Annotated in this window: 23 protein-coding genes; 19 read left to right on the plus strand and 4 right to left on the minus strand. The window is 46.7% G+C overall.

What is annotated here, in order from left to right:
• Positions 1–97 precede the first annotated feature (97 nt).
• From L5462_RS06440 to L5462_RS06475, 8 genes are all read left to right on the plus strand, one after another.
• Positions 98–514, plus strand: a complete 417-nt coding sequence (locus L5462_RS06440; RefSeq protein WP_237779964.1) for a toprim domain-containing protein — start codon at positions 98–100, stop codon at positions 512–514.
• 62 nt (positions 515–576) lie between these two features.
• Positions 577–1,722 (plus strand): DNA primase DnaG, encoded by a 1,146-nt coding sequence (gene dnaG, locus L5462_RS06445; protein WP_237779965.1) that lies wholly within the window; start codon positions 577–579, stop codon positions 1,720–1,722.
• A gap of 19 nt (positions 1,723–1,741) precedes the next feature.
• Positions 1,742–3,247 carry an ATP-binding protein gene (locus L5462_RS06450; RefSeq protein WP_237779966.1) on the plus strand — a complete coding sequence of 502 codons (1,506 nt, stop codon included), beginning with the start codon at positions 1,742–1,744 and terminating at the stop codon, positions 3,245–3,247.
• 48 nt (positions 3,248–3,295) lie between these two features.
• Entirely contained in the window at positions 3,296–4,231 is a 936-nt protein-coding gene (gene xerA, locus L5462_RS06455; protein WP_237779967.1) for a site-specific tyrosine recombinase/integron integrase, read from the plus strand.
• A gap of 127 nt (positions 4,232–4,358) precedes the next feature.
• Complete coding sequence (locus tag L5462_RS06460; RefSeq protein WP_237779968.1) at positions 4,359–5,327, plus strand: permease; 969 nt, start codon at positions 4,359–4,361, stop codon at positions 5,325–5,327.
• A gap of 13 nt (positions 5,328–5,340) precedes the next feature.
• Positions 5,341–5,571: an MTH895/ArsE family thioredoxin-like protein gene (locus L5462_RS06465; protein WP_237779969.1), complete on the plus strand. Its 231-nt coding sequence runs from the start codon at positions 5,341–5,343 to the stop codon at positions 5,569–5,571.
• A 22-nt stretch (positions 5,572–5,593) separates the two neighbouring features.
• Complete coding sequence (locus tag L5462_RS06470) at positions 5,594–5,791, plus strand: hypothetical protein (RefSeq protein ID WP_237779970.1); 198 nt, start codon at positions 5,594–5,596, stop codon at positions 5,789–5,791.
• A gap of 270 nt (positions 5,792–6,061) precedes the next feature.
• Entirely contained in the window at positions 6,062–6,415 is a 354-nt protein-coding gene (locus L5462_RS06475) for a helix-turn-helix transcriptional regulator (protein ID WP_237779971.1), read from the plus strand.
• Positions 6,416–6,449: 34 nt separating this feature from the next.
• Here the strand turns inward: L5462_RS06475 and L5462_RS06480 are convergent, their stop codons facing one another.
• Positions 6,450–7,505 carry a histidine kinase dimerization/phosphoacceptor domain -containing protein gene (locus tag L5462_RS06480; RefSeq protein WP_237779972.1) on the minus strand — a complete coding sequence of 352 codons (1,056 nt, stop codon included), beginning with the start codon at positions 7,503–7,505 and terminating at the stop codon, positions 6,450–6,452.
• 2 nt (positions 7,506–7,507) lie between these two features.
• Positions 7,508–8,890 carry a sensor histidine kinase gene (locus L5462_RS06485; RefSeq protein WP_237779973.1) on the minus strand — a complete coding sequence of 461 codons (1,383 nt, stop codon included), beginning with the start codon at positions 8,888–8,890 and terminating at the stop codon, positions 7,508–7,510.
• 155 nt (positions 8,891–9,045) lie between these two features.
• On the opposite strand from L5462_RS06485, the gene L5462_RS06490 reads away from it, so the two are divergent.
• The 10 genes from L5462_RS06490 (at position 9,046) to L5462_RS06535 (ending at position 18,429) form a co-directional block, all read left to right on the plus strand.
• Entirely contained in the window at positions 9,046–9,981 is a 936-nt protein-coding gene (locus tag L5462_RS06490) for a DUF523 and DUF1722 domain-containing protein (RefSeq protein WP_237779974.1), read from the plus strand.
• A gap of 10 nt (positions 9,982–9,991) precedes the next feature.
• Positions 9,992–11,326 carry a deoxyribodipyrimidine photo-lyase gene (gene phrB / locus L5462_RS06495; RefSeq protein ID WP_237779975.1) on the plus strand — a complete coding sequence of 445 codons (1,335 nt, stop codon included), beginning with the start codon at positions 9,992–9,994 and terminating at the stop codon, positions 11,324–11,326.
• Between the two features lie 140 nt (positions 11,327–11,466).
• Positions 11,467–12,129 carry a biotin transporter BioY gene (locus tag L5462_RS06500; protein ID WP_237779976.1) on the plus strand — a complete coding sequence of 221 codons (663 nt, stop codon included), beginning with the start codon at positions 11,467–11,469 and terminating at the stop codon, positions 12,127–12,129.
• Positions 12,083–12,511 carry a DUF1284 domain-containing protein gene (locus tag L5462_RS06505; protein WP_237779977.1) on the plus strand — a complete coding sequence of 143 codons (429 nt, stop codon included), beginning with the start codon at positions 12,083–12,085 and terminating at the stop codon, positions 12,509–12,511. Before L5462_RS06500 ends, L5462_RS06505 begins: the two co-directional genes overlap by 47 nt.
• 17 nt (positions 12,512–12,528) lie before the next feature.
• Complete coding sequence (locus L5462_RS06510) at positions 12,529–13,638, plus strand: aldo/keto reductase (RefSeq protein WP_237779978.1); 1,110 nt, start codon at positions 12,529–12,531, stop codon at positions 13,636–13,638.
• Positions 13,639–13,845 carry a hypothetical protein gene (locus L5462_RS06515; RefSeq protein WP_237779979.1) on the plus strand — a complete coding sequence of 69 codons (207 nt, stop codon included), beginning with the start codon at positions 13,639–13,641 and terminating at the stop codon, positions 13,843–13,845.
• A gap of 118 nt (positions 13,846–13,963) precedes the next feature.
• Positions 13,964–14,494, plus strand: a complete 531-nt coding sequence (locus L5462_RS06520) for a THUMP domain-containing protein (protein ID WP_237779980.1) — start codon at positions 13,964–13,966, stop codon at positions 14,492–14,494.
• A 40-nt stretch (positions 14,495–14,534) separates the two neighbouring features.
• Positions 14,535–15,146, plus strand: coding sequence for a chitobiase/beta-hexosaminidase C-terminal domain-containing protein (locus tag L5462_RS06525; protein WP_237779981.1), 612 nt, complete (start codon positions 14,535–14,537; stop codon positions 15,144–15,146).
• 414 nt (positions 15,147–15,560) lie between these two features.
• Entirely contained in the window at positions 15,561–16,223 is a 663-nt protein-coding gene (locus L5462_RS06530; protein WP_237779982.1) for a chitobiase/beta-hexosaminidase C-terminal domain-containing protein, read from the plus strand.
• A gap of 145 nt (positions 16,224–16,368) precedes the next feature.
• Positions 16,369–18,429 (plus strand): right-handed parallel beta-helix repeat-containing protein, encoded by a 2,061-nt coding sequence (locus L5462_RS06535; RefSeq protein WP_237779983.1) that lies wholly within the window; start codon positions 16,369–16,371, stop codon positions 18,427–18,429.
• A 76-nt stretch (positions 18,430–18,505) separates the two neighbouring features.
• Here the strand turns inward: L5462_RS06535 and L5462_RS06540 are convergent, their stop codons facing one another.
• Complete coding sequence (locus L5462_RS06540) at positions 18,506–19,987, minus strand: MBL fold metallo-hydrolase (protein ID WP_237779984.1); 1,482 nt, start codon at positions 19,985–19,987, stop codon at positions 18,506–18,508.
• Positions 19,988–20,482: 495 nt separating this feature from the next.
• Positions 20,483–21,148, minus strand: a complete 666-nt coding sequence (locus L5462_RS06545; RefSeq protein WP_237780035.1) for a M28 family peptidase — start codon at positions 21,146–21,148, stop codon at positions 20,483–20,485.
• 127 nt (positions 21,149–21,275) lie between these two features.
• Between L5462_RS06545 and L5462_RS06550 the strand changes: the two genes are divergently transcribed.
• Entirely contained in the window at positions 21,276–21,788 is a 513-nt protein-coding gene (locus L5462_RS06550) for a DUF1802 family protein (RefSeq protein ID WP_237779985.1), read from the plus strand.
• Positions 21,789–21,860 lie beyond the last annotated feature (72 nt).

Genomic DNA, 21,860 nt, shown 5'->3' on the forward strand with positions numbered 1-21,860 from the left:
TATAGTCCCATTCCAGAGCGGGACATCTGTGATTATTTTATATATCAGTATCTCCATATAAAATATAGATATTATCAAGCTACTGAAAGGGCTTAATATGTCTCTTATAAAGCTTCAGCAGATAACCCATGAAATAAATGAACTTAAATACCAGGGAGAACTTGGAGTACCCATTCTCATCGAGGGCCGGAAGGACGAGGAGGCCCTGCGGGAACTGGGTGTCGAGGGACCCTTCATAAAGGTTTCAGGTTCCATGATGGGACTTTCTGAAATCGCCCTCCGGGCAGCCAGTGCCTCGAGGGTCATCATACTAACAGACTTTGACAGGAAGGGCAGTGAACTTGCAAAAAGATTGTACACTGATATACAGAGCCTTGGAGCGAATCCAGACCTCAGAATACGGAGAAGACTCATGGGGATGACCAGAAGATACATCAAGGACATACAGAGCCTTCCCTCATACATAGAAAGGCTGAAGCTGGAGGTATGCCCATACCCCCTTGATAATATCTGAAAACTGTTATCATCATATTTTTTCAATTTGATAACCAGTTCATTCCTCAAAGGAGGGTTTACATGGGAAAAGAAGAAATAAGTACAACCAAATACCTCATTCACGCTCAAATTAATGCTAACGGAATCGTTGAGAAACCTGATGTTGTTGGGGCAATATTTGGACAGACTGAAGGTCTTCTCAGTAATGACCTTGATCTCAGGGAACTTCAGAAAACAGGTAGAATCGGGAGGATCAAGGTCAACATCACATCCAGGGGTGGTAAATCAAAGGGGGAGATAATCATCCCATCAAGCCTTGACCGTGTTGAAACCGCCATACTTGCAGCTTCCCTTGAAACAATAAACCGTGTCGGACCATGTGAGGCCTACATTCAGGTCACAAAGGTTGAGGACGTCCGTGCGGTTAAACGTAAAAGGGTTGTTGAGAGGGCCAAGGAAATATACGCCAGTATGATGGAGGAGGTCACCCCTGAAAGCCTCAGAATGATCGAAGAGGTCAAGGAGGCCATGAGGGTCCATGAGATCACAGAGTACGGTGATGAAAAGCTTCCAGCAGGACCCAACGTTGAAACCTCAGACGCCATACTTGTTGTGGAGGGAAGATCCGATGTCCTCAACCTCCTAAAGTACGGTATAAAGAACGCCATTGCAGTTGAGGGGGTCAGCGTACCAAGAACCGTTGCAGAGCTCACAAAGAAGAAAACGGTGACGGCATTTGTCGATGGTGACCGGGGCGGTGAACTCATCCTCAAGGAGCTCCTCCAGGTGGGGGACATAGACTACGTCACAAGGGCCCCAAAGGGCAAGGAGGTGGAGGACCTTGAGAAGGATGAGATCATGATGGCCCTCAGAAACAAGGTGCCGGTGGAACAGTTCTACCATGACCTGGGGATGCAGAAGGAGAAGAAGAAATCAGAGGACAAGATGTTGCTCCTCCGGAACATCCTGAAGGAACTTGAGGGGACAGGAAACGCGGAGATACTGGATGATGCCCTCAATATACTGAAGGAGGTCAAGGTGGAGAACCTCTACGATGAACTAAGCCGCGTCAACAACCACCCCTACGCTGTGGTCTTTGATGGTGTGATAACCCAGCGCCTTGTTGACCTCTCCTTTGAGAAGGGACTCAGATACCTTGTGGCTGTGAGGAGCGGGGACATTGTCAAGAAACCCCACAACCTCAAACTCATAACAGGCCACACCTGAACCCATAGAAGGCATCAAAATGTATGTCGACATGAACCGTGAGTACCTGAAGGATATAAACACAACAGAAGACGTTAAGATACCTGAAGATCCCCTTGAGAGGGTCATAGGGCATGAGGACGTCATGCCCATGATAAAGATAGCTGCAAAGCAGAGGCGGCACCTGCTTCTAGTGGGGCCGCCAGGCATAGGAAAGTCCCTGCTTGCCCAGGCGATATCATTTCACCTCCCTGAACCATCAGAGGAGATAACAGTTGTCCATAACCCTGAAAGGCCTGAGAGGCCATTCGTTGAGGTTAAAAGCCGTAAGGAAATAGAGGATGAAATCCTTGAGATTGAAAGGGCTGAGGGTGAACTCATAGATCCCCAAAGTGTCCCTGAGGCTGTTGCAGAACGCCTGGGATTCAAGTGCATACACTGTGGCGAGTACAGTAGCGCCTACAACAGCATCTGCCCCAAATGTGGCGGTGATAAGTTCTCCCATATTAAGGCAAGGAGGAAGCACATCGGGGACCTCCTCGGGATGTTCGAGATGAGTTCAGGGAGCCTCAGCGTGCCCCAGAAGAGGGTCACAACCACCAGGATAATGGATGGTGTTGAGGAGGTTGTAATATACGAGAGGGTCGGCGGAGACAGCATCAAGGTCCTTGATCAGAGGGCCCTTGAAAAGAGGAGGCAGATGGTTGAAGAGAAACCCAGAAACGTCATAGTCCCCCTTGAGAGAAAAACCTTCATTCAGGCCACGGGGGCAAGTGAAACCGAACTCCTGGGTGATGTTCGCCATGACCCCTACGGAGGACACCCTGACCTGGGTTCCCAGCCCTATGAGCGTGTTGTCCCCGGTGCAATCCACGAGGCCCATGAGGGCGTCCTATTCATAGACGAGATAGTCCACATAGCCGGCCTTCAGAGGTTCATATTCACTGCCATGCAGGATAAGACATTCCCCATAGTCGGCAGGAACCCCCAGAGCGCCGGGAGTTCCGTTAAGGTTGATGAGGTCCCCTGTGACTTCATATTCGTGGGTGCCTGTAACATCGCTGATCTCCAGTACATACTTCCCCCCCTCCGCTCAAGGGTTCAGGGAGAGGGCTACGAGCTTCTCCTGAATACCACGATGCCTGATACCGATGAAAACAGGGCAAAAATCGCGCAGTTTGTTGCACAGGAGATAGAACTGGATGGGAAGATACCCCATGCACGGGCTGCCGCTGTTGAACTCCTTATTGAGGAGGCGAAGAGGAGGGCCAGGGTCATTGATGAAGTGGAAGACGCCCTTACACTCCGCCTCAGGGACCTCGGTGGTGTTGTGAGGATGGCCGGGGACCTTGCTGTGATGGATGATAGCACCTACATTGAGACCAGGCACATGGAGGTTGCAATAAGGAAGGCCGTTTCCATCGAGGACCAGATCCTCAGGAGGTACAAGAGCTATGAGAAGGCCCTTGAGAAGGACCTTTCAAGTTCACAGAGGATGTCGCATCAAAGTTATAACAGTGAGAACATAGATCGGAGCTACATGTGATTATCAGTTGAGACCCTAACGTGATCCGCAAGATTTAAGTGGAGATTTATGGTAGATACCATGAACATGAAGAGAGAGTCAGAGGAAAAACAGGGTCTTCTTGAACGCTACAATTTCCCGGAACTCATTGAGGACTACCTTGTGGAACTTGAAATCAGGAATTATTCCCCAAACACCATCAAAACATACAGGTCAATTGTTAAAAATTTCTATGAATTTCTGATGGATGAGGATGACCTCTACGATGATAGGAGGGTTCTGAGGTCCTTCAAGAGGTACATACAGCACCTTAAAAGGGAGAAGAACGTCACCCAGAACTATATCTATCTTGTCACTGTTGTTATCAAGAAGTTCTTTGAGTTCAGTGAAATAGACTGCCTGCAGGAGGTCAAGGCGCCCAAGAGGACAAAGTCCCTACCCAAGTCCCTCAATGAGGATGAGGTTATGAGGCTCATCAATGCAGTTGAAGTCTCAGATGATGGTTCAGCCATTAAGAGATTCATAAAGACCAGGGATAGACTGATACTCTCGCTCCTTTACTCCTCAGGTCTTAGGGTCTCTGAGCTTGTTTCACTCAAGGTCAATGATATTGACACCGGTGAGCGGACAATAAGGATAAGGGGTAAAGGCGATAAGGATCGTATAGTCCTGTTTGATGAGAGCACAAGGGACCTCCTTATGGATTACCTCAGCGGGAGGGTCCATGAGAGTGAGTACCTCTTCCTCAACCGCTTCGGGGACCCTCTCACACCGAGGTACGTCCAGATGATGATAAAGAATTACGCCAGGAAGGCTGGTATAAACAAGAAGGTGACCCCCCATATCCTCAGGCACTCCTTTGCAACTCACCTCCTCAAGAACGGTGTGGATATAAGGGCCATACAGCAGCTTCTGGGGCATTCAAACCTTTCAACCACGCAGATCTACACCAGTGTGGATATGCAGACGCTTAAAAATGTTTATGATCGTGCAAAGCTCCTTTAGCTTCAATCCTATTTTTTCAGTGGTTTATCCTCAGTGAGTGGTGGATGATACCGAAAGTTATATAAAGTTGCGGCAGAAATAAGAAATATATCCATAGATTTGAATATATTGATCCGGAGGTTGAAGTTTGTTACAGGAATTCGCCGATTATGTAACCTACAATCTCATTGGCCTTGAACCAGCATCACACCTCGGAAGCGCTGTTAACTTCTTCATATACGACACCATAAAGATATTCATCCTCCTTGCAACACTCATATTCATCATATCATTCATAAGGACATACATACCGCCCAACAGGGTCAGGGAGATCCTTGAAAAAAGGCATAAATATACAGGGAACTTCATTGCAGCCATTGTCGGTATAATCACACCATTCTGCTCATGTTCAGCTGTCCCCCTATTCATAGGGTTCGTTGAGGCAGGCGTGCCCCTGGGCGCAACTTTCTCATTCCTCATATCATCACCCATGATAAACGAAATAGCGATAGTACTCCTTCTGGGACTCTTCGGGTGGCAGATAACCGCATTCTACATCATATCAGGGTACATAATAGCTGTGGTCGGCGGTGTCCTCATAGGAAAACTCAAAATGGAAAGCCAGCTTGAGGACTACGTCTATGAAACACTTGAGAAGATGAAGGCAATTGGCACAGCCAATCTTGAGCTCCCGAAACCAACCCTCAGGGAAAGGTACATGATAGCCAAAAACGAAATGAAGGATATACTCCGCAGGGTCTCACCCTACATAATAGTCGCGATAGCCATAGGTGGATGGATACACGGCTATCTACCATCCGATTTCCTGCTGGAATATGCAGGTTCAGATAACCTCCTCGCAGTCCCCATGGCTGTACTCATAGGTGTCCCCCTCTATTCAAATGCAGCGGGGACCATACCCCTCATATCAGCACTCATAGAGAAGGGAATGGCAGTCGGAACCGCCCTGGCACTTATGATGTCAATAACAGCCCTATCACTCCCTGAAATGATAATCCTCAGAAAGGTTATGAAGCCCAGGCTCCTCGGAACATTCATAGCAATACTCGCAGTCTCCATAACACTGACAGGTTACCTATTCAACATGATAATATAATTGAGGTGATAGGATGAAGATACGAATCTATGGTACAGGATGTGCAAACTGCCAGATGCTTGAGAAAAATGCAAGGGAAGCTGTTAAGGAACTGGGAATAGATGCAGAGTTCGAGAAGGTAAAGGACATGGACGAGATACTTGAAGCGGGACTCACAGCCCTCCCCGGACTTGCAGTTGACGGTGAACTCAAAATCATGGGGAGAGTCGCCTCAAAGGAAGAGATAATGAATATCCTTTCCTGATCCACTTTTTATGGTGAATTCAATGGTTAAGGATGAAGAAAAGGGCTTTGAGGGTAAAATAAAGGCCATGATCTCCTCAAGGGCCTGTGCATGCCAGACAGGTATACTTGAAAAGAAAAAATCAGGACTCAGGTATGTTAACTGCAGGGGATGCGGCAAACTATTCAAAACCGACAGGGACACAGATTACTGTATGGACTGCGAAAGAAAAATGAAATGATAATCCAAATGAGGTATCCTCCATAGTCGGTGGTAAGAATAAGTCCTGAAGGCCTTCAGAGGGCCGGCAGGACTCCAGATGAAGTTATGGTATGTGAAACGAAAGGCATCTCTGCAGACCTGGAAGAAGAATTCAGTGCTCAGACATAATCATTAAACCCATTCGCCCATCATTAAGGAGGTCCCATGTTATATAAGCTGCTAGAGTCCCTGAGTGTATCCTTGCAGAGACGCCCCACTGCCAGGTGCTGGTGGCTCATAGGTGATCATTATGAAAATGTGTCAAACAGATAAACCAAGCCCTGAACAGCTTGAGAGACTTAATGAAAGGCTCGAAAGGCTACCTGATGATGATAAAATAGAAAGGGATTCCCTTGCCCTTAAGGCCCTCGCCGACCCCACGAGACTGAAGATAATCCACCTATTATCTGAGGGTGAGCTCTGTGTCTGTGAAATCATGGCGGCCCTTGAAAAGCCCCAGCCGACAGTCTCACATCACCTCAACATACTCAAAAGGGCCGGTTTCCTTAAATCAGAGAAGGTGGGGGTGTGGGTCCACTACATGCTATCAGATGATAGCATCCCCTCAAAGGTCGAATACCTCCTGAATGACCTGGAATACTGAGATGCCTTTGAGTAAAATCCGGAGATTTATTTTATCAGGACATCCTGTCACTATAGACCTGTTCAGTGAATTCAAATGTAAACCTAACACCCCTTTCAGGTTTTTCCAGCCTTACTTTGCCCCCAAGCTGTATGGAAAGATTTTCAATCATCCTGAACCCAAAGGACCCCCCATCAGGAAACGTTATCCCCTCAGGGAGCCCCATTCCATCATCAGTGTATACCAGCAGGTATGATCCATTCATTTTTTCAATGGAAATCTTTATCCTCCCCTCACCCTCAAATGCATGTTTCAGTGAATTTGAGATTAGCTCAGATATTATGAGTGCCAGGGGAACCGCAGTGTCCATATTCAGGCGGATACCCTCTGCCCTTATATCCACAAGGACAGATGATGATGCGCCATATGATTCAAGAAGCTGGGATGAGATGCTCCTGAGGTAATCACCGAAATCAATAATGTAGCTGCCACCTGATGGATATGCCCGCTCATGTATAACCGCAATTGACCTCAGCTGGTTAACGTAATCCCTGAAGAAGTGCTCCATAGCGGGATCCTCAGCATACCTTATCTGAAGTGAAAGGAGGCTTATGATAAGCTGAAGGTTATTCTTGACCCTGTGGTGAAGTTCCCGTAGAAGCGCCTCCTTCTCAGCTATTGACCTCTTAAGGTATTCATTCAGGGTTCTTTCCCTGATGAGTTTAAGTCTATTCCTCTTTGCCTCATGCTTGTGGATTGCCATTTCAAGGTTCACCCTGAGGTCCCTCTCATGGAAGGGCTTCAGCAGGTATGCATAGGGTTCGGTTTCACCGGCCCTCTTGAGGATATCATTGCTGCTGTAGGCTGTGAGGTATATTATGGGTACGTCCATCTTCTCTGTTATGATCCTTGCAGCCTCTATTCCGTCCATTTCACCTGCGAGCATGATGTCCATTATTATTGAGTCAGGCTGGAGGTTTTCAATTCCCTCAAGGAGATCCTCAGCCGAATGGAATATCGCAGGCACCTCATAACCGGCATCCTCCAGGATCGCCCTGATATCCTGGGCCACCAGCTCCTCGTCCTCCACAACGATAACCCTTCTCCTCATCATCAACCACCAAGATCGAATTTGATCCTGAATACCGCCCCATTCTGGTTTTCTACCGAAATTGAGCCTTTTATTCTGCTTAACATGAAATTAACCAGTCTGAGACCAAAACCTGGAGGATCTAAAAGTTCAATATCCTCAGGTAGTCCAGAACCATTATCCGCAACCATAAGGACTCCGGAGCCGCTGGATGATTCAAGTTCAACCTTTATCTCCCCGGAATCCCCTATACCATGCTTTATGGCGTTTGTTACAAGTTCATTTACTATCAGACCAATTGAAACCGCGGTGTTGATTCCTGTCTCAATGTCAGCAAGTTTAACCCTGAACACCACATCCCTGCCGCTGCACATACCCTTAAGTTCACTGAGGAGTTCCTCAATATAATCAGAGAGGTTTACGGCCATCCCGTTTCTGGAATCACAGAGCCTCTCATGTACGAGGGCTATCGACCGCACCCTGTTCTGGCACTCGGTGAATATCTCAAGGGATTTCTCATCATCTATGTACCTGGACTGGAGCCTCAGGAGGCTTATAATAAGCTGAAGGTTATTCTTGACCCTGTGGTGTATCTCAGACATTAAAAATTCTTTCTCCCTCAGCGAAGCTTCCAGAGACTCCCTGATACGTTTATCCTCGGTTATATCCTGCTTTATTCCTATCATGGAGACGGGTTTCCCCTTGGAGTCCTGGATGACCCTTGCCCTGAAAAGTGCGACACCCTCCAGGCCATCCCTTATTATCCTGTACTCCCCCTCAAATGGCTCCTTCATTCTGACCGAATCAAGGAATGACTCCCTGTCTTCCGGGTGGATCCTTGATACCATCTCATCAGGGGTGCCCCTGAAATCATCTTTTCTGATTCCAAGTATCCTCAGCGCCTCATCAGAACATGAAAGGGTGTCTGAGTCAAAATTCCACTGCCAGCTTCCTATCTTACCTATCCTCTGCGCCTCCTTCAGCTGCCAGTTACTTTCTGCGAGGGATCTTCTTGTCCTCTCAAGTTCCCTCTCCTTTTCAACCTCCCTGAGGGCTCTTTTTATTGCAACCGGAACCTTTGAGAAGTTGCTCTTAAGAACATAGTCTGTGGCCCCACTCTTAAGTGCCTTCACAGCGAATTCCTCACCTATCTTTCCGCTTACGAATATGAAAGGCACATCTGGACACAGCTTGCGTGCTATTGCAAGGGCTGAGAGGCCGTCGAAGGATGGTAGTGAATGGTCAGCCAGTATAACATCCGGCCTAAATTCATGAAGTGCCCTTACAAAGTCCTCTTCACTTTCAACAGTTTTTGATATGAAATCGATTCCTGAGCGCCTTATCTCCCTCTCCATCAGTTCAACGTCAAGGGGGACATCCTCAAGTATGAGAATCCTGCATGTCATCCTATCCTCTTTATGAGATGATTTATAACACTAAAGTCTTACTTATAACACTTAAATCCGCCGAGCAAGTCTTATTTATCTCGCCACAGCTATGATTTATAACACTTAAATCCGCCGAGCAAGTCTTATTTATCTCTAGCCCATACATATAACTTATGAGAAAATTCAGAAGACCCCTCGTTGTACTCAGCCGCTGCATTGAACATGATCACTGCCGATATGATGGCTCAATGATATCAAGCCCCTTTGTAAGACAGTTCTCTGGGTATGCGGATTTCATCACAGTCTGTCCTGAGGTTGAGATGGGACTCGGTGTTCCAAGACCACCCATACGTATAACCATGGATAACGGGGAATTCAGACTTTTTCAGCCTGAAACCGGACGGGATGTGACAGATGAGATGAATTCATTCATAACCTCATTCCTGGATTCACTGGACAAAGTCGATGGATTCATATTAAAGAACAAATCCCCATCATGCGGCATAAGGAACGTTAAGGTCTACATGGGTGCTGGTAGAAGACCAGGCAGCCATGGGGTAGGGTTCTTTGGAAGGGCTGTTATGGAAAGGTTCCCGCACCTCCCACTGGAGGATGAAGGACGGCTGAGGAACCTCCAGATAAGGGAGGATTTCCTCATAAAGCTCTACCTGGTGAGGGATTTCCGTGCCGTGAGAGACCTGGGTGACCTCATAGAGTTCCACACATCAAACAAGCTGCTACTCATGTCCTACAGTCCAGAGGGGCAGAGGACACTTGGAAGGATAATAGCAAATCAAGGGGATCATGATGACACCCTCAGTATGTACTCTGAAACCCTCTGCAGTGTTATAAAAGAGCCGCTGAAACCTGAAAGAATCATAAACAGCCTCCTGCATGCCTTCGGCCACTTCTCATCAGAACTCAATGGAAGGGAGAAGAGTTATTTCCTTGAATCGGTTGAATGGTACCGTAAGGGGATTATGCCGCTTCTTGTGCCCCTCAGCATACTGAGGTCATGGGTCGTGAGATTCGGGGATGATTACCTTGAGGGCCAGACCCTCTTTGAACCCTACCCCCGCGAACTTGTGCCTGTAACCCTCATAGTGTGAGGTGGCGGTGATGATACATGATGAGAGGATAAAGAGCCTCAACACGGAAGAACCCGATAGGAGTGGTAAGTACGTCATCTACTGGATGCAGGCCTCTGTGAGGGCACACTGGAATCATGCCCTTGAGTATGCTATTGAAACTGCCAACAGCCTACAGAAACCGCTGATCGTCATATTTGGACTCACAGATGAATTCCCCAATGCCAACTCCCGCCACTACAGTTTCCTCATAGAGGGCCTGGTGGATGTTGGGGATGCTCTCATGAAGAGGGGCGTGAGGCTCGTGGTTGAATGTGAAAGGCCCCCATCAGCTGTTATTAAATACTCAGATGAGGCCTCTGCAGTGGTGGTGGACAGGGGATACCTTGACATTCAGAGGGGATGGGTGGATGAACTCTCTGAATCACTCCACATCCCATTAGTGCAGGTTGAGAGCAACGTTATAGTACCAGTTGAAACAGCCTCCCCTAAGGAGGAATATTCTGCAGGGACCTTCAGACTGAAGATAACAAGGGAACTTGAAAGGTTCATGGTTCCACTCCAGGAGCGGGGGCTGGCTGTTGATTCCCTCGACCTTGACCCAGGCCCTGACCTTCATGATGTTACAGGAAAATTCAGGGCCCCTGAGGAACTTGAGCCCTCCATTTTCAGGGGTGGGACCTCTGAGGCAATCAGATTATTCGATAAGTTTCTTTCAGAGAAACTTGCATGCTTTGAGAAGTACAGAAATGACCCTGTAAAGAACTGCCTATCAAACATGAGCCCATACCTCCACTTTGGACATATATCACCTCTTTATCTTGCCCTGAAGGCCTCTGAAGTGGGTGAATGCCCTGAATTCCTTGAAGAACTCATTGTGAGAAGGGAACTCAGCATGAACTTTGTGCATTACAGTGAGAATTACAGCAGTATAAGTTGCCTTCCGGAGTGGGCCCAGAACACTCTTATGGAGCACGCAAGGGACACCAGGGAATACGAGTACACCCTCAGGGAATTTGAGGAGGCCAGAACCCATGACCCATACTGGAACGCCGCCCAGAAGGAGATGGTTATCACCGGGAAGATGCACGGTTACATGAGGATGTACTGGGGTAAAAAGATCCTGGAGTGGACAGATCACCCTGAAAGGGCCTATGACATAGCACTTTACCTCAATGATAAGTATGAGATAGATGGCAGGGACCCCAATGGCTTCACAGGGGTTGCCTGGTGTTTCGGCAAGCATGACAGGGCCTGGGCCGAAAGGGAGATCTTCGGAAAGGTCAGGTACATGAATGACCGTGGGCTTGAACGGAAATTCAGGATAGGGGAATATGTGAGGCGGGTTCAGGAGATGGAAGAGTAGCTTATACCAGACCATCTTCCATCACCACATCACCACAGAATAAGGACCCCAAGGAAACCCTCACAACAAAACTTTTTTATCATCCGACAGCCAAGTATCTAAGGGATTCCAATTAACTCTCACTCCATGGAGGTTATGATATGAACATTGACCTTGAAGGATACTACAGGATGCGTTACACTCTGTTCAGATGGAGACACAATCAGACATGGATCAACAAGACAGTCATGGCATTTTTCATGGCCTGTGTAACAGGGATAATGGCCCAGGTTGTGATTCCGCTACCATGGACCCCGGTACCCATCACCGCCCAGACACTGGCAGTCCTCATGTCAGGTGTCGTCCTTGGAAGGTACTGGGGCGGACTGAGCCAGGTCATATACGTCCTCATTGGTGCCGCGGGGGTGCCCTGGTTTGCCGGTATGACCGGCGGAGCCTCTGTACTGATGGGTGCGACCGGAGGGTATCTCATTGGATTCGTTCTTGCAGCGCTGCTGCTGGGCCACTTTGTTGACAGACACATAAGATCCAGGAAGTTCACACCAATGATGGCCCTGATGCTTGTTGCAAACTTTGGCCTTATCTACATCCCTGGACTTCTGGTTCTGGGTCTCTGGACCCTGCAGACAACAGGACAGATGCCATCAGCATGGGAACTTCTTGTCATGGGGCTTTTACCATTCATACCCGGTGATCTGCTTAAGATAACAGGGGCTGCGGCACTTACAAGGGCCATAACACCAAAGGAGCCCTACGGTGAAGAGGTTGACGTCCATAAATTCCCTGAATGGAGGCTGCCCTGAGCTGATAATCAGGGCACATCACCTCCTCTGTATGCGGGGGTTTCAGGGATACGGCTACAGCAGGGAATTCGTCGATAATATGGAGAGGATCCTCAAATGGATCCATGATAACCCACAGAAGCCCATAATGATTGTTGATTTTCCAGATGATATCTGTGCTGCATGTCCATTCCTTGATGGATCCACCTGCCTGAGGGCCGAAGACACCGTGAGGCTAATGGATCAGATGCTCATGGATTTACTGGGTATAGAGAGTGGAGATGAACTTACACACACAGAAATTGATGGGCTTATCTCCCCACTCATAGATTCCCCTGAATTAACTGATATATGCGCCGAATGTTCCTGGATTGACGTCTGCCTGGTACACAGAAAGCCCTGATGTTTGAGGTGAAAAGGATGATCCGGCGAAAACTCGGTTCAACAGGCATATCTGCGTCGATACTGGGGATAGGTGTCATGAGGTTCCCTGAGGTGAATGGGAGGCTTGAGAGAAGGTCCGCAGAGAGGATTATGGAGTTTGCCCTTAAGAGCGGCATAAACTACATTGACACCGGTTACACCTACCACGGCTGTGAAAGCGAGGTCTTCGTGGGGGATTTTCTATCAGAAAATGGTGACTACAGGGACGATGCGGTCGTGACAACCAAGCTTCCCACCTGGCTTATTAACAGTAGAGAAGACATGGATAAGTACTTTGAGGAGCAGATGAAGCGCCTCAGAGGCAAAATTGATATATACCTCCTTCACAACCTCAAAAAGGATTCTTGGCTGACCCTCAACGATATGGGGGTTCTTGATTTTCTTGACTCACTCCGGGATGATGGAATTTACGTTGGATTCTCATTTCATGATACAGCCGACGTATTCTTTGAAATAGCCGATTCATACAGCTGGGATGTCATTCAGGTCCAGCACAATATAGTGGATGACCACCAGGCAAACTCCGCCACCCTTTCATATGCCCGCGAACTTGGTGCCGGCACTGTGATAATGGAGCCGCTGAGGGGAGGCTCACTTGTACGTAACATTCCACCGGAGGTCCAGGAGATATATGAAATGGCCAGAAAACCACGGAAGCCTGTGGAGTGGTGTCTTAGGTATCTGTGGGATATGGATGATGTTGACGTGGTTCTAAGTGGTATGGGTAGTGTTTCAGAGATCAGAGAGAATGTTGAAATTGCACTGAACTCGCAGGAGCTCACAAAAGAGGACCATGAAATTTTGAGGGAGGTTAAAAGGGTCTACCGCATGAGGAAGAGTGTCCCCTGTTCAGAATGCGGGTACTGCATGCCCTGCCCTGAGGGCGTTGACATACCCCGTAACTTCAGACTCCTGAATGACGTATACAGGTTCATGAGCACTGGGGGAGTGGAAACTGAGTACAGAAAGATCATGGATGCCCGGGAGCGGGCATCAAATTGTTCAGGCTGCGGCTCCTGCATGCCCTGCCCCCAGATGATCGACATACCCTCTGAACTCAGGAGGGTCCATGAAAAACTTGGATAGGTGAACCCCTTGATTGAAAGGATTAAGTACTCAATCAAGATTGCGGTGATACTCGCGGTGCTTGGCTCTGCCGTCCTGTTTATATGGGGGATGATAGGGAGGATGGCTGTTGACTGGAACGTTCTGAGATCAGCCCTTGAAGGTTTTGTTGCATTTGGAATATTTGGATTCATACTGGGATTTCTGATATATGACCTTGAACCCTAATTTAAAGGGAGTTACAGAAGGCAAATGGAGCTAAAATCTCCGATATATAACCTTGAATCATAGCTACATGGATAATGACTTATATATCCCCTAACATAGTATGATAGGGGGTGATTCCTTGAAGATTCCTGAAAATTTCAACCTCATCGTGACCCTAAGCGGTCAGAAGGGTGGCCCTGCAGGTGAGGAGATAGTTGGCATTGAAGAGATCGAGATGGTGCTTTCAAGGTACGAAGGCGAACTCAGGGTCAGGGATTCTGATTTTCCAAATGTCCTTAAATTTGATCTTGATATGGACCCATTTGAGGCTGTTAATATAATCAGGAATTCTCCAACCACTGTAATATCCAAGGTAGTCCCTGTTGAGGCTGTTGTGAGAACAAGGCTGGACAGTATAATCGAAAGGGTTGCGAGCCTCGTATCTGAGAAGGTTAAGGCAGGGGAGAGTTTCAGGGTCATCTGCGACCTCAGGGGGCGCAGGTACATAAAGTCTCCAGAGGAGGTCGTTAATGCAGTTTCGGCTTTTTTAATGGAGCGGTTTCCTGTTAAGGAGTCTGATGATCCTGACTGGATTATACAGATAGAGGTTGTGGGTGATGCAACCGGTGTGAGCGTCCTAAAACCCCATGATGTTCTGAAGAAGGGGTGAAATTCACATTAGATTATTAAATATAGAAAGGAGGTTTTTCATGAAAATGAATACGGGGGTTTTCATGGTTCTTTTTGCCATGGCGGTCCTCATTGGAACCGGTTATTCTACGGCGGTTAATGTACCCCTGCAGGGTGCTGTAGCCGGAAATACAACTATAGAAGATGGTGTTTACTACACCATCAACGGTGCCATGCCCACTCCAAAAAGCACCAAGTACACATCTCCGATTGTCCTCAACAGGACACTGAACATAAAGTACATGATAATCAAAAACGGTACAGTGAAATACGGCATAATAAACCACGCAATAACAGGAAACATCACCAACAGAACATACCCCAAACTGATATTCAACCAGACACCAATCATAGAACTTGAAAACGGCACATACTACAGGATCAAAAACGGCAACATCACACTCTACAACGCCACAATCGCCCTAACAGGAAACACAATACTGAAATACTTCAAAAACAGCACAAACACAACAATGATGGGCATAATCAAAAACACACCTGCAAGAGCTATCAAAAAGACCAAGTGGATGAAGGTCAAGGTTAAGAGATGGTACAGAAGAGGCGGTAAGTGGAGATACTACTGGACCTATAGATGGGTAAAGAGGATATACCAGGGACTTTATCCAGTCTAGCTTTTCAGTTTAACTTACCTATCTCTTTTTATCTGATTTTAAAAATCTGAAAAAAACGCTGGATGATCCTCTTAAAATGAAAATTTAGGTGGTCTTATGGCTGTAAACGAAAGAATAAATCTATCTGCAAGATTTTAAATGAATACCTGATTTTTTGATGATTTACACTTTTTCTTGGCTTTTTAGCATAAAGAATCCTGATTCACACTGAATTATAGGGCCACAGGAGTATACCTGCTCCTACGAAATTTGTTAAACTTAAATAGACATATATTAAAATTAATTTTATAATACATGAAGTTAATTTTATTTTAGTATTTAATTGTTTATAATTATGAGTAAACAAAAAATTTTATATATTATTTATGATTAATGTATCTGAATGTACTACATATCAATTAAGGGAGGTTTGGTATGAAAAGAACAGTTAGTTTATTTATGGCTGTCTTTGTCGCGCTGGTTATTGGTGGAATGGGACAGGCAGCTGCAACCGATGATATAGGGGTTGGAGAACTGCCAAGAGGAGATTCAGGCGACTTTATCGTAACTTCAGCGCCTGCAGATGGCGTCTACTACACCATTGATGGTGCCATCCCGACAGTCAATAGTACAAGGTACACATCTCCGATTGTCCTCAACAGGACACTGAACATAAAGTACATGATAATCAAAAACGGTACAGTGAAATACGGCATAATAAACCACGCAATAACAGGAAACATCACCAACAGAACATACCCCAAACTGATATTCAACCAGACACCAATCATAGAACTTGAAAACGGCACATACTATCAGATCGGCAACGGCAACATCACACTCTACAACGCCACAATCGCCCTAACAGGAAACACAATACTGAAATACTTCAAAAACAGCACAAACACAACAATGATGGGCATAATCAAAAACACACCTGCAAAACTGGTCAACAAGGTCAAGGTCTCAAAGGTTAAGGTCAAGAAATGGTACAGAAAATGGTACAAACGAGGCGGTAAGTGGAGATACAAGTGGAAGTACCACTGGACCTACAAGCAGGTGAAACAGACCTACCAGGAACTTGAGGCAGCAGCCTGAGTTCCACACAAATCTCTTTTTTTGTTAATACCGGATTCTGAAAATTTATATTCAGGATCCAAGATAATATACACTTACAGGTAATAAAGGAGGTTTAATTATTAAAAAACTCAGAACACTGCCCCTTATTCTTCTCATATCAGTCATGATGACAGGCTGCAGCTGCGGTGCAGATTACACCGTGGACAACACAACCTACATGCAGATATTCACGCCCACCGGTGTCTCAGAAAACTTCACCCTCAACGGCACAGATTACACCCTCCAGGATGGCGATACCATCACATTTCTTGAGGGAATATACGAAAACGTTAACATGATCGTTAACAGGGCCATTAACCTGGTTGCATCGGGCATTGTGCAGCTCAACGGCTTCATTGATGTAAATTCCGCAGCAAACATAACCGGTTTCAGTGTCAATGGAACCGTGGAACTCAACGGTAACAAGAGCTTCCTTAACAGGACAAACGTCACAGGCACACTGGTAGTAAACGGTAACTCATGTGCAGTCAATGGCTCAGGAATATTCAGCTCCCCCGCATCCCTTACTGTTAATGGTGATAATGTAACCATAAGCAACAGTCTCATAAACGCTTCAGCATCACACGGGGTCCTTGTAACCGGGAAAAACGCAACAATCACAGGTAACACCATAACAAACAGTAACGGAAGCGGAATTCTAATAAGGGGAAATGGCTGTATGGCCAGTGGTAACACCATCTACCTCTCAAAGGGGGATGGGATAAGTTCAAATGCATCAGGTGTTTCAATAGCAGGTAACAGCATATCCTTCAACTCTGGGCATGGTATAAATTCCTCAGGTAATGGTACAAGGATCACCAACAACACGGTGCTAAGGAACAACCTCACGGGAATCCATTCAACAGGTGGATGGGCTAACATAACCCAGAATACCGTCAAGTACTCAGGTGCCGATGGCATATACGTTTCAGGAAACGGATCCAGTGTGCAGGGATCCTATGCACAGAACAACACCCGAAACGGTATACATGTGGCTGGCCCCGGCTGCTCTGTCATCAGCTCATACACCTACTACAACGGTGAAAATGGTATTTACTCCACAGGATCAAATGCCTCATTCAGGTATGTGGATGCAAGTTTCAACAGAAAAAATGGGATATATTCCAGAGGGGACAATGCAGCTTTCTTCTATATAACCAGCGCATCCTACAATGGTGAAAACGGCATACTCTCAGCAGGTCGGAATGCCAGCATGCAGATAATACTGGATGTCTCTTCCAATTCACATAATGGAATCTCAAGCCTCGGTGATAGCGCATATTTATGGTTCATTGAGGTTAAGAATAATGGTCTCAACGGTATTTACTCCGCAGGTAAGGACCTTTACCTTTCATATGTGAGGAACTCCACCAACAACACCCTCAGCGGTATCAACTCAACAGGAATCAATGCGAGGATATTTGACGTCACCGTGAAACTCAACCGGCTGCATGGGATCTACTCTTCAGGATACAACGCCACGGTGGCATACTTCGAAGCAGTGGAGAACCTCAAAAACGGTGTATACCTTACAGGGGCCCGCAGCTACATCGTATCAGGAAAAGCCAGTTCAAACCATCAGAACGGGATCCAGGTTAACGGTGCAGATACAATCGTGAGATCCGTGAACTCAACAGACAATGCTGCCGCAGGAATAGCTGTGTATGGTAAGAGCTCAATCATATACAACTGCACATCCCTCAGAAACACCGATGGGGTATACACTGCAACAGATTCCAGGATAATCCTAACCAGGGTCTCTGAAAACAGAAACTGTGGCGTAAACGCCAGGGGCACCACAGGTGTGGAGCAGAGCACGGTTACAGGTAACAGGTACGGTGTTTACGTTGCCGGTGCCGGTTCAGTTATCTACTCATCCACCATAAGCAGCAACAGAGGCTACGGCATATACGTGGGGGGATCATCTGTAACCATCTACCGTAACACCATCCAGTACAATGGTGGCGACGGTATAAATGCGAGGGGAGGCTATGCAAAGATCTACTACAACACTGCAAACAGAAATAAGGGTTCAGGTATAAATTCAGCATCATACAGGGCAGTTATAGCGTACAACAGGGCTTCATACAACAGTTACTACGGCATATACTCCTCAGGCAAACGTTCAACCCTTGCAAAGAACACTGCATCAGGAAATAAAAAGGGGAATATAAGGAGACTCTAAAATTGACTCTTTTTAGGATGAACCTTTCCCCCTCATTTTTTCAGAGGCCCTAAATCCTCCGGATGAAAATCATCCACTATTTTTCCATCACTGGATCAAGAACCTTAATACCCTCCTCCTTAAAGATCATGAATTCCTCCCTGTTCCTGGTGTGAATGGGGTATATGGACTCTGGTTCCACGTCGAGTATCATCTCCACGAGGTCAGATCTTCCTGCATGGCCTGAGGAGTGGAACCTCCTGTACTCTGCTATGCCGAAGTGCCTGAGCCAGTTGCTCTCCCTCTCTGCATCGATCTCCATCTCCTCATTGAAGGGTTCAGTCTTGGACTTGATGTAGGCCGCGCCCTCAGGTTTGATGTCTATGAATTCCTTGAAGTCAAAGTAGTCACACTGGAAGATATACTCGCCGGGTTCCCTCTGGAGGTCCCTGTAGGTTATGATGTTGTCCAGTTCAAGGAATTGCCTCTCCCATCCCCTGTAATCCTGAACGAGGTATTCCTCGGGAAGGTCAGCTGCAGGTACCCATTCACCATCAAAGCAGACAGACGCGTCCTCTCCGATGAGCCCCCATGTTTTACGGGGCACATAGACTGCAAGGTCACTCAGAGGTGGGTAACCGAGACCCTCAAAGAGTCTGATTATATATGCCTGTTTGAGGCTCACTGCAAGTGTCCTATCTGAGTTTCTGGCGGCCAGGTAAAATGTCAGAAACCGGTCGAGGTCGCGTATGGGGTAATTGACAATGATAAGTCCCCTGTGGTGTGCGGCTATAGCTGCTGTTCTCCTCTCAACATCCTCCTCGAAGGTGCTGTTTTCCTGGTCTATCCTTGTTCCCTCTGTTATGAGGATGTTTGGGGAAAATTTTCTTGCTTTTTTAACGAATTTTCTGGATTCATGGTCCCTTCGGCCCTTAAATCTGAGGTCTCCAGTGTATACTATTGCCTCCTCTGATTCTATCATGTACGCGCAGGACCCTGGAACCGAATGGTCAACCGGTGCCGGTGTGATGCTGAACTCACCTGCCTCAGACCTTTTGTATGGTTTTAAGATCCTCACTGGCCTTTCTATCTTAATCTTATCCCTCTTATGTGTTGTGCCGCCCCTGAAGGTCTTTTTTTCAGAAAAATGAAATTTAGGTTTGTAATGAAGGAATTCGCCACCACTCTGAGATGTTTCATCAAGGGCCTTCAGTATAAGAAAGCTCTCCTCCAGCATGTAGAAGGGTATATCGTGACGTATGTACTTTAGGCATCCTGCATGGTCAAGGTGAGGGTGGCTCAGGAGCACACCTGATACCGCGGGCTTCTCCTCAAACTTCATTCCAAGGTACCTGACCTGGTCCTCACGGTACACCCCTCTTATCCTTGGGAGGGCCCCAAGCTCCATGAGGTCACCGAGACCGTTGAAGCTCCTTGGCTGCAGGAACTCATCAAAGTAGAGTTTCTCAATATTGAACCTCATCCCGAAGTCCAGGAATAGCCCATCACCCTTGCAGGATACCTCTATCCTGTTACCACCGATCTCATCAACTCCACCATAAAATCTGAAATCCACCATGAACCCCCTTCAGAGTTATTCTCTTCCATGCAAGTATACCGAGGATGAAGTAAAGAAGAAGGAAAACAAGCACACACCCCCAGAACTCCCCTGCAGCAATCATCATCCATACAATTACCCCTTTTTTATGACTCAAAATATTTAATGGCTAGGACACCATCCATCAGAGCCCCACTCATTAAACAGGAATTAACCAGTATATTAAACATAATTTATTTATATAATTTAAAAATTTCCAATTTTTTCTGATTTAAAATTTAATAGAATATGTTAAAGGTTAAATGATGGGTGCGAAACGGATGAGTTACTGCGTTATAGTCCCATATTACGAAGAAGGTGTGCCCGGGTAAAACCCCACGAAATTCATGACCTGAACTTAAATAAGAAATGAACGGGAATATAAAAATGGGGGTTTAAATGGAGAGAATATTTATCTTTTTAATGATATGCATATCTGTTCTTGCATTTTCTGGCTGTGCAAACAGTGAAGAATTATCAGAAGAGACCGGTACCTGTATCAGAGGCCCCTGATCTTGTAGCCTCCACACTGATAACTGCGGCGGTACTGTTAAGGGTATCCTGGTGGGAGAGGACATGGTAGCGGCTACCCACAAGGTACGGGATGTATACTATCTGGTGGTAGCTGTCGGGTTCAAGTGATGTTCTCTCTGGTGTGAAAAGGGGGAATGTGAATGGGTCCTCACCGGCCCCGAAGGCTATCAGTCTAACCGTGTAGAGTGGTTTCCTTTTACTGTACCTCTCTGCAAGGCCTATGAGTACTGCAAGACCTGTCGCATCGTCGTTGGCACCCTCAACAAAGGTCGATGTTAATGTATCACGTGGAGTATCAAGGTCGGCGCATATCACCACCTCCCTCTCTGAGAGGCCCTCAACGGTTCCAATCACGTTCCTGGATGTTTTAACATCACCTGACCTCAGTGAGTAATATTTGAATTCCTGGACCTCTGTTTTAAGTCCGTATTTCCTGAACTGCGCTGCCAGGTAACCTGCAGCCTCTGCCTCTGCAGGGGAACCTGCTGGCCGCGGCCCTATATCCTTGCTCAGGTACCTCACCTGGCCTGTGAGATTAACTGCTTCTACAGCATTAAGCTGGTAAAGGACAAGTAGGAGTACAAGAAGTGAGACTATTTCCCTTTTCATCAATTGTTTCTATGTTCCCCGGGAACCTTAAATTTATTCAGGAATTTAAAGGCATGGGTGATGAATTGTCAGAAGATGATGAATGGTATTTATAATTCCACATGATAATATTTATTCAGGTGAAACTATGGAGATGACAAAGTGTCTCAATGAGTGGAATCCTGTGGTGGAGGCCCTTGGTGAGGGTATTCAGACCCTCCTTATCAGGAAGTACAGAACATCAGCTGAGAGATTCCTCCTCTACCCCACAAGAAGTTATGCCATGAACGATGACTTTCTGGGGGCCTTCAAGGCTGAGTACCATGATTTTGTAAGTGAAAGGAAGCTCCCTGAGATGAGGGACGATGTGGCGGAGGTCAGGTACCTTGCAGAGGTTGTTGATGTTATGGAAAGGCCCTCAAATCGTCTTGGAAGGTTCAGTGATTATCATATATGGAGCCCGGAGCACGTCAGATCCTACCTCGGCTCAAGGGGGTATGTGTGGATTCTCAGGGTCTTCAGGCTGAGGGAGCCTGTCTTCACAGCGAGGACGAGGGGCATGGTCTATGCCAATACCCTGAAACCCGTTGATATATCCCTGGCTGAACCTGTTATAGGCGATGATGAGTTCAGTTCAATCCTTGAGGAACTCAGGGGTTGAATCATAATTATACTCAACACCATAAACCTGTTCAGATAGTGGGGAGCGGTGCTGAACCCTGAAGTTATTACC

The organism is Methanothermobacter sp. K4, assembly GCF_022014235.1.
Classification (GTDB): Archaea; Methanobacteriota; Methanobacteria; order Methanobacteriales; family Methanothermobacteraceae; genus Methanothermobacter.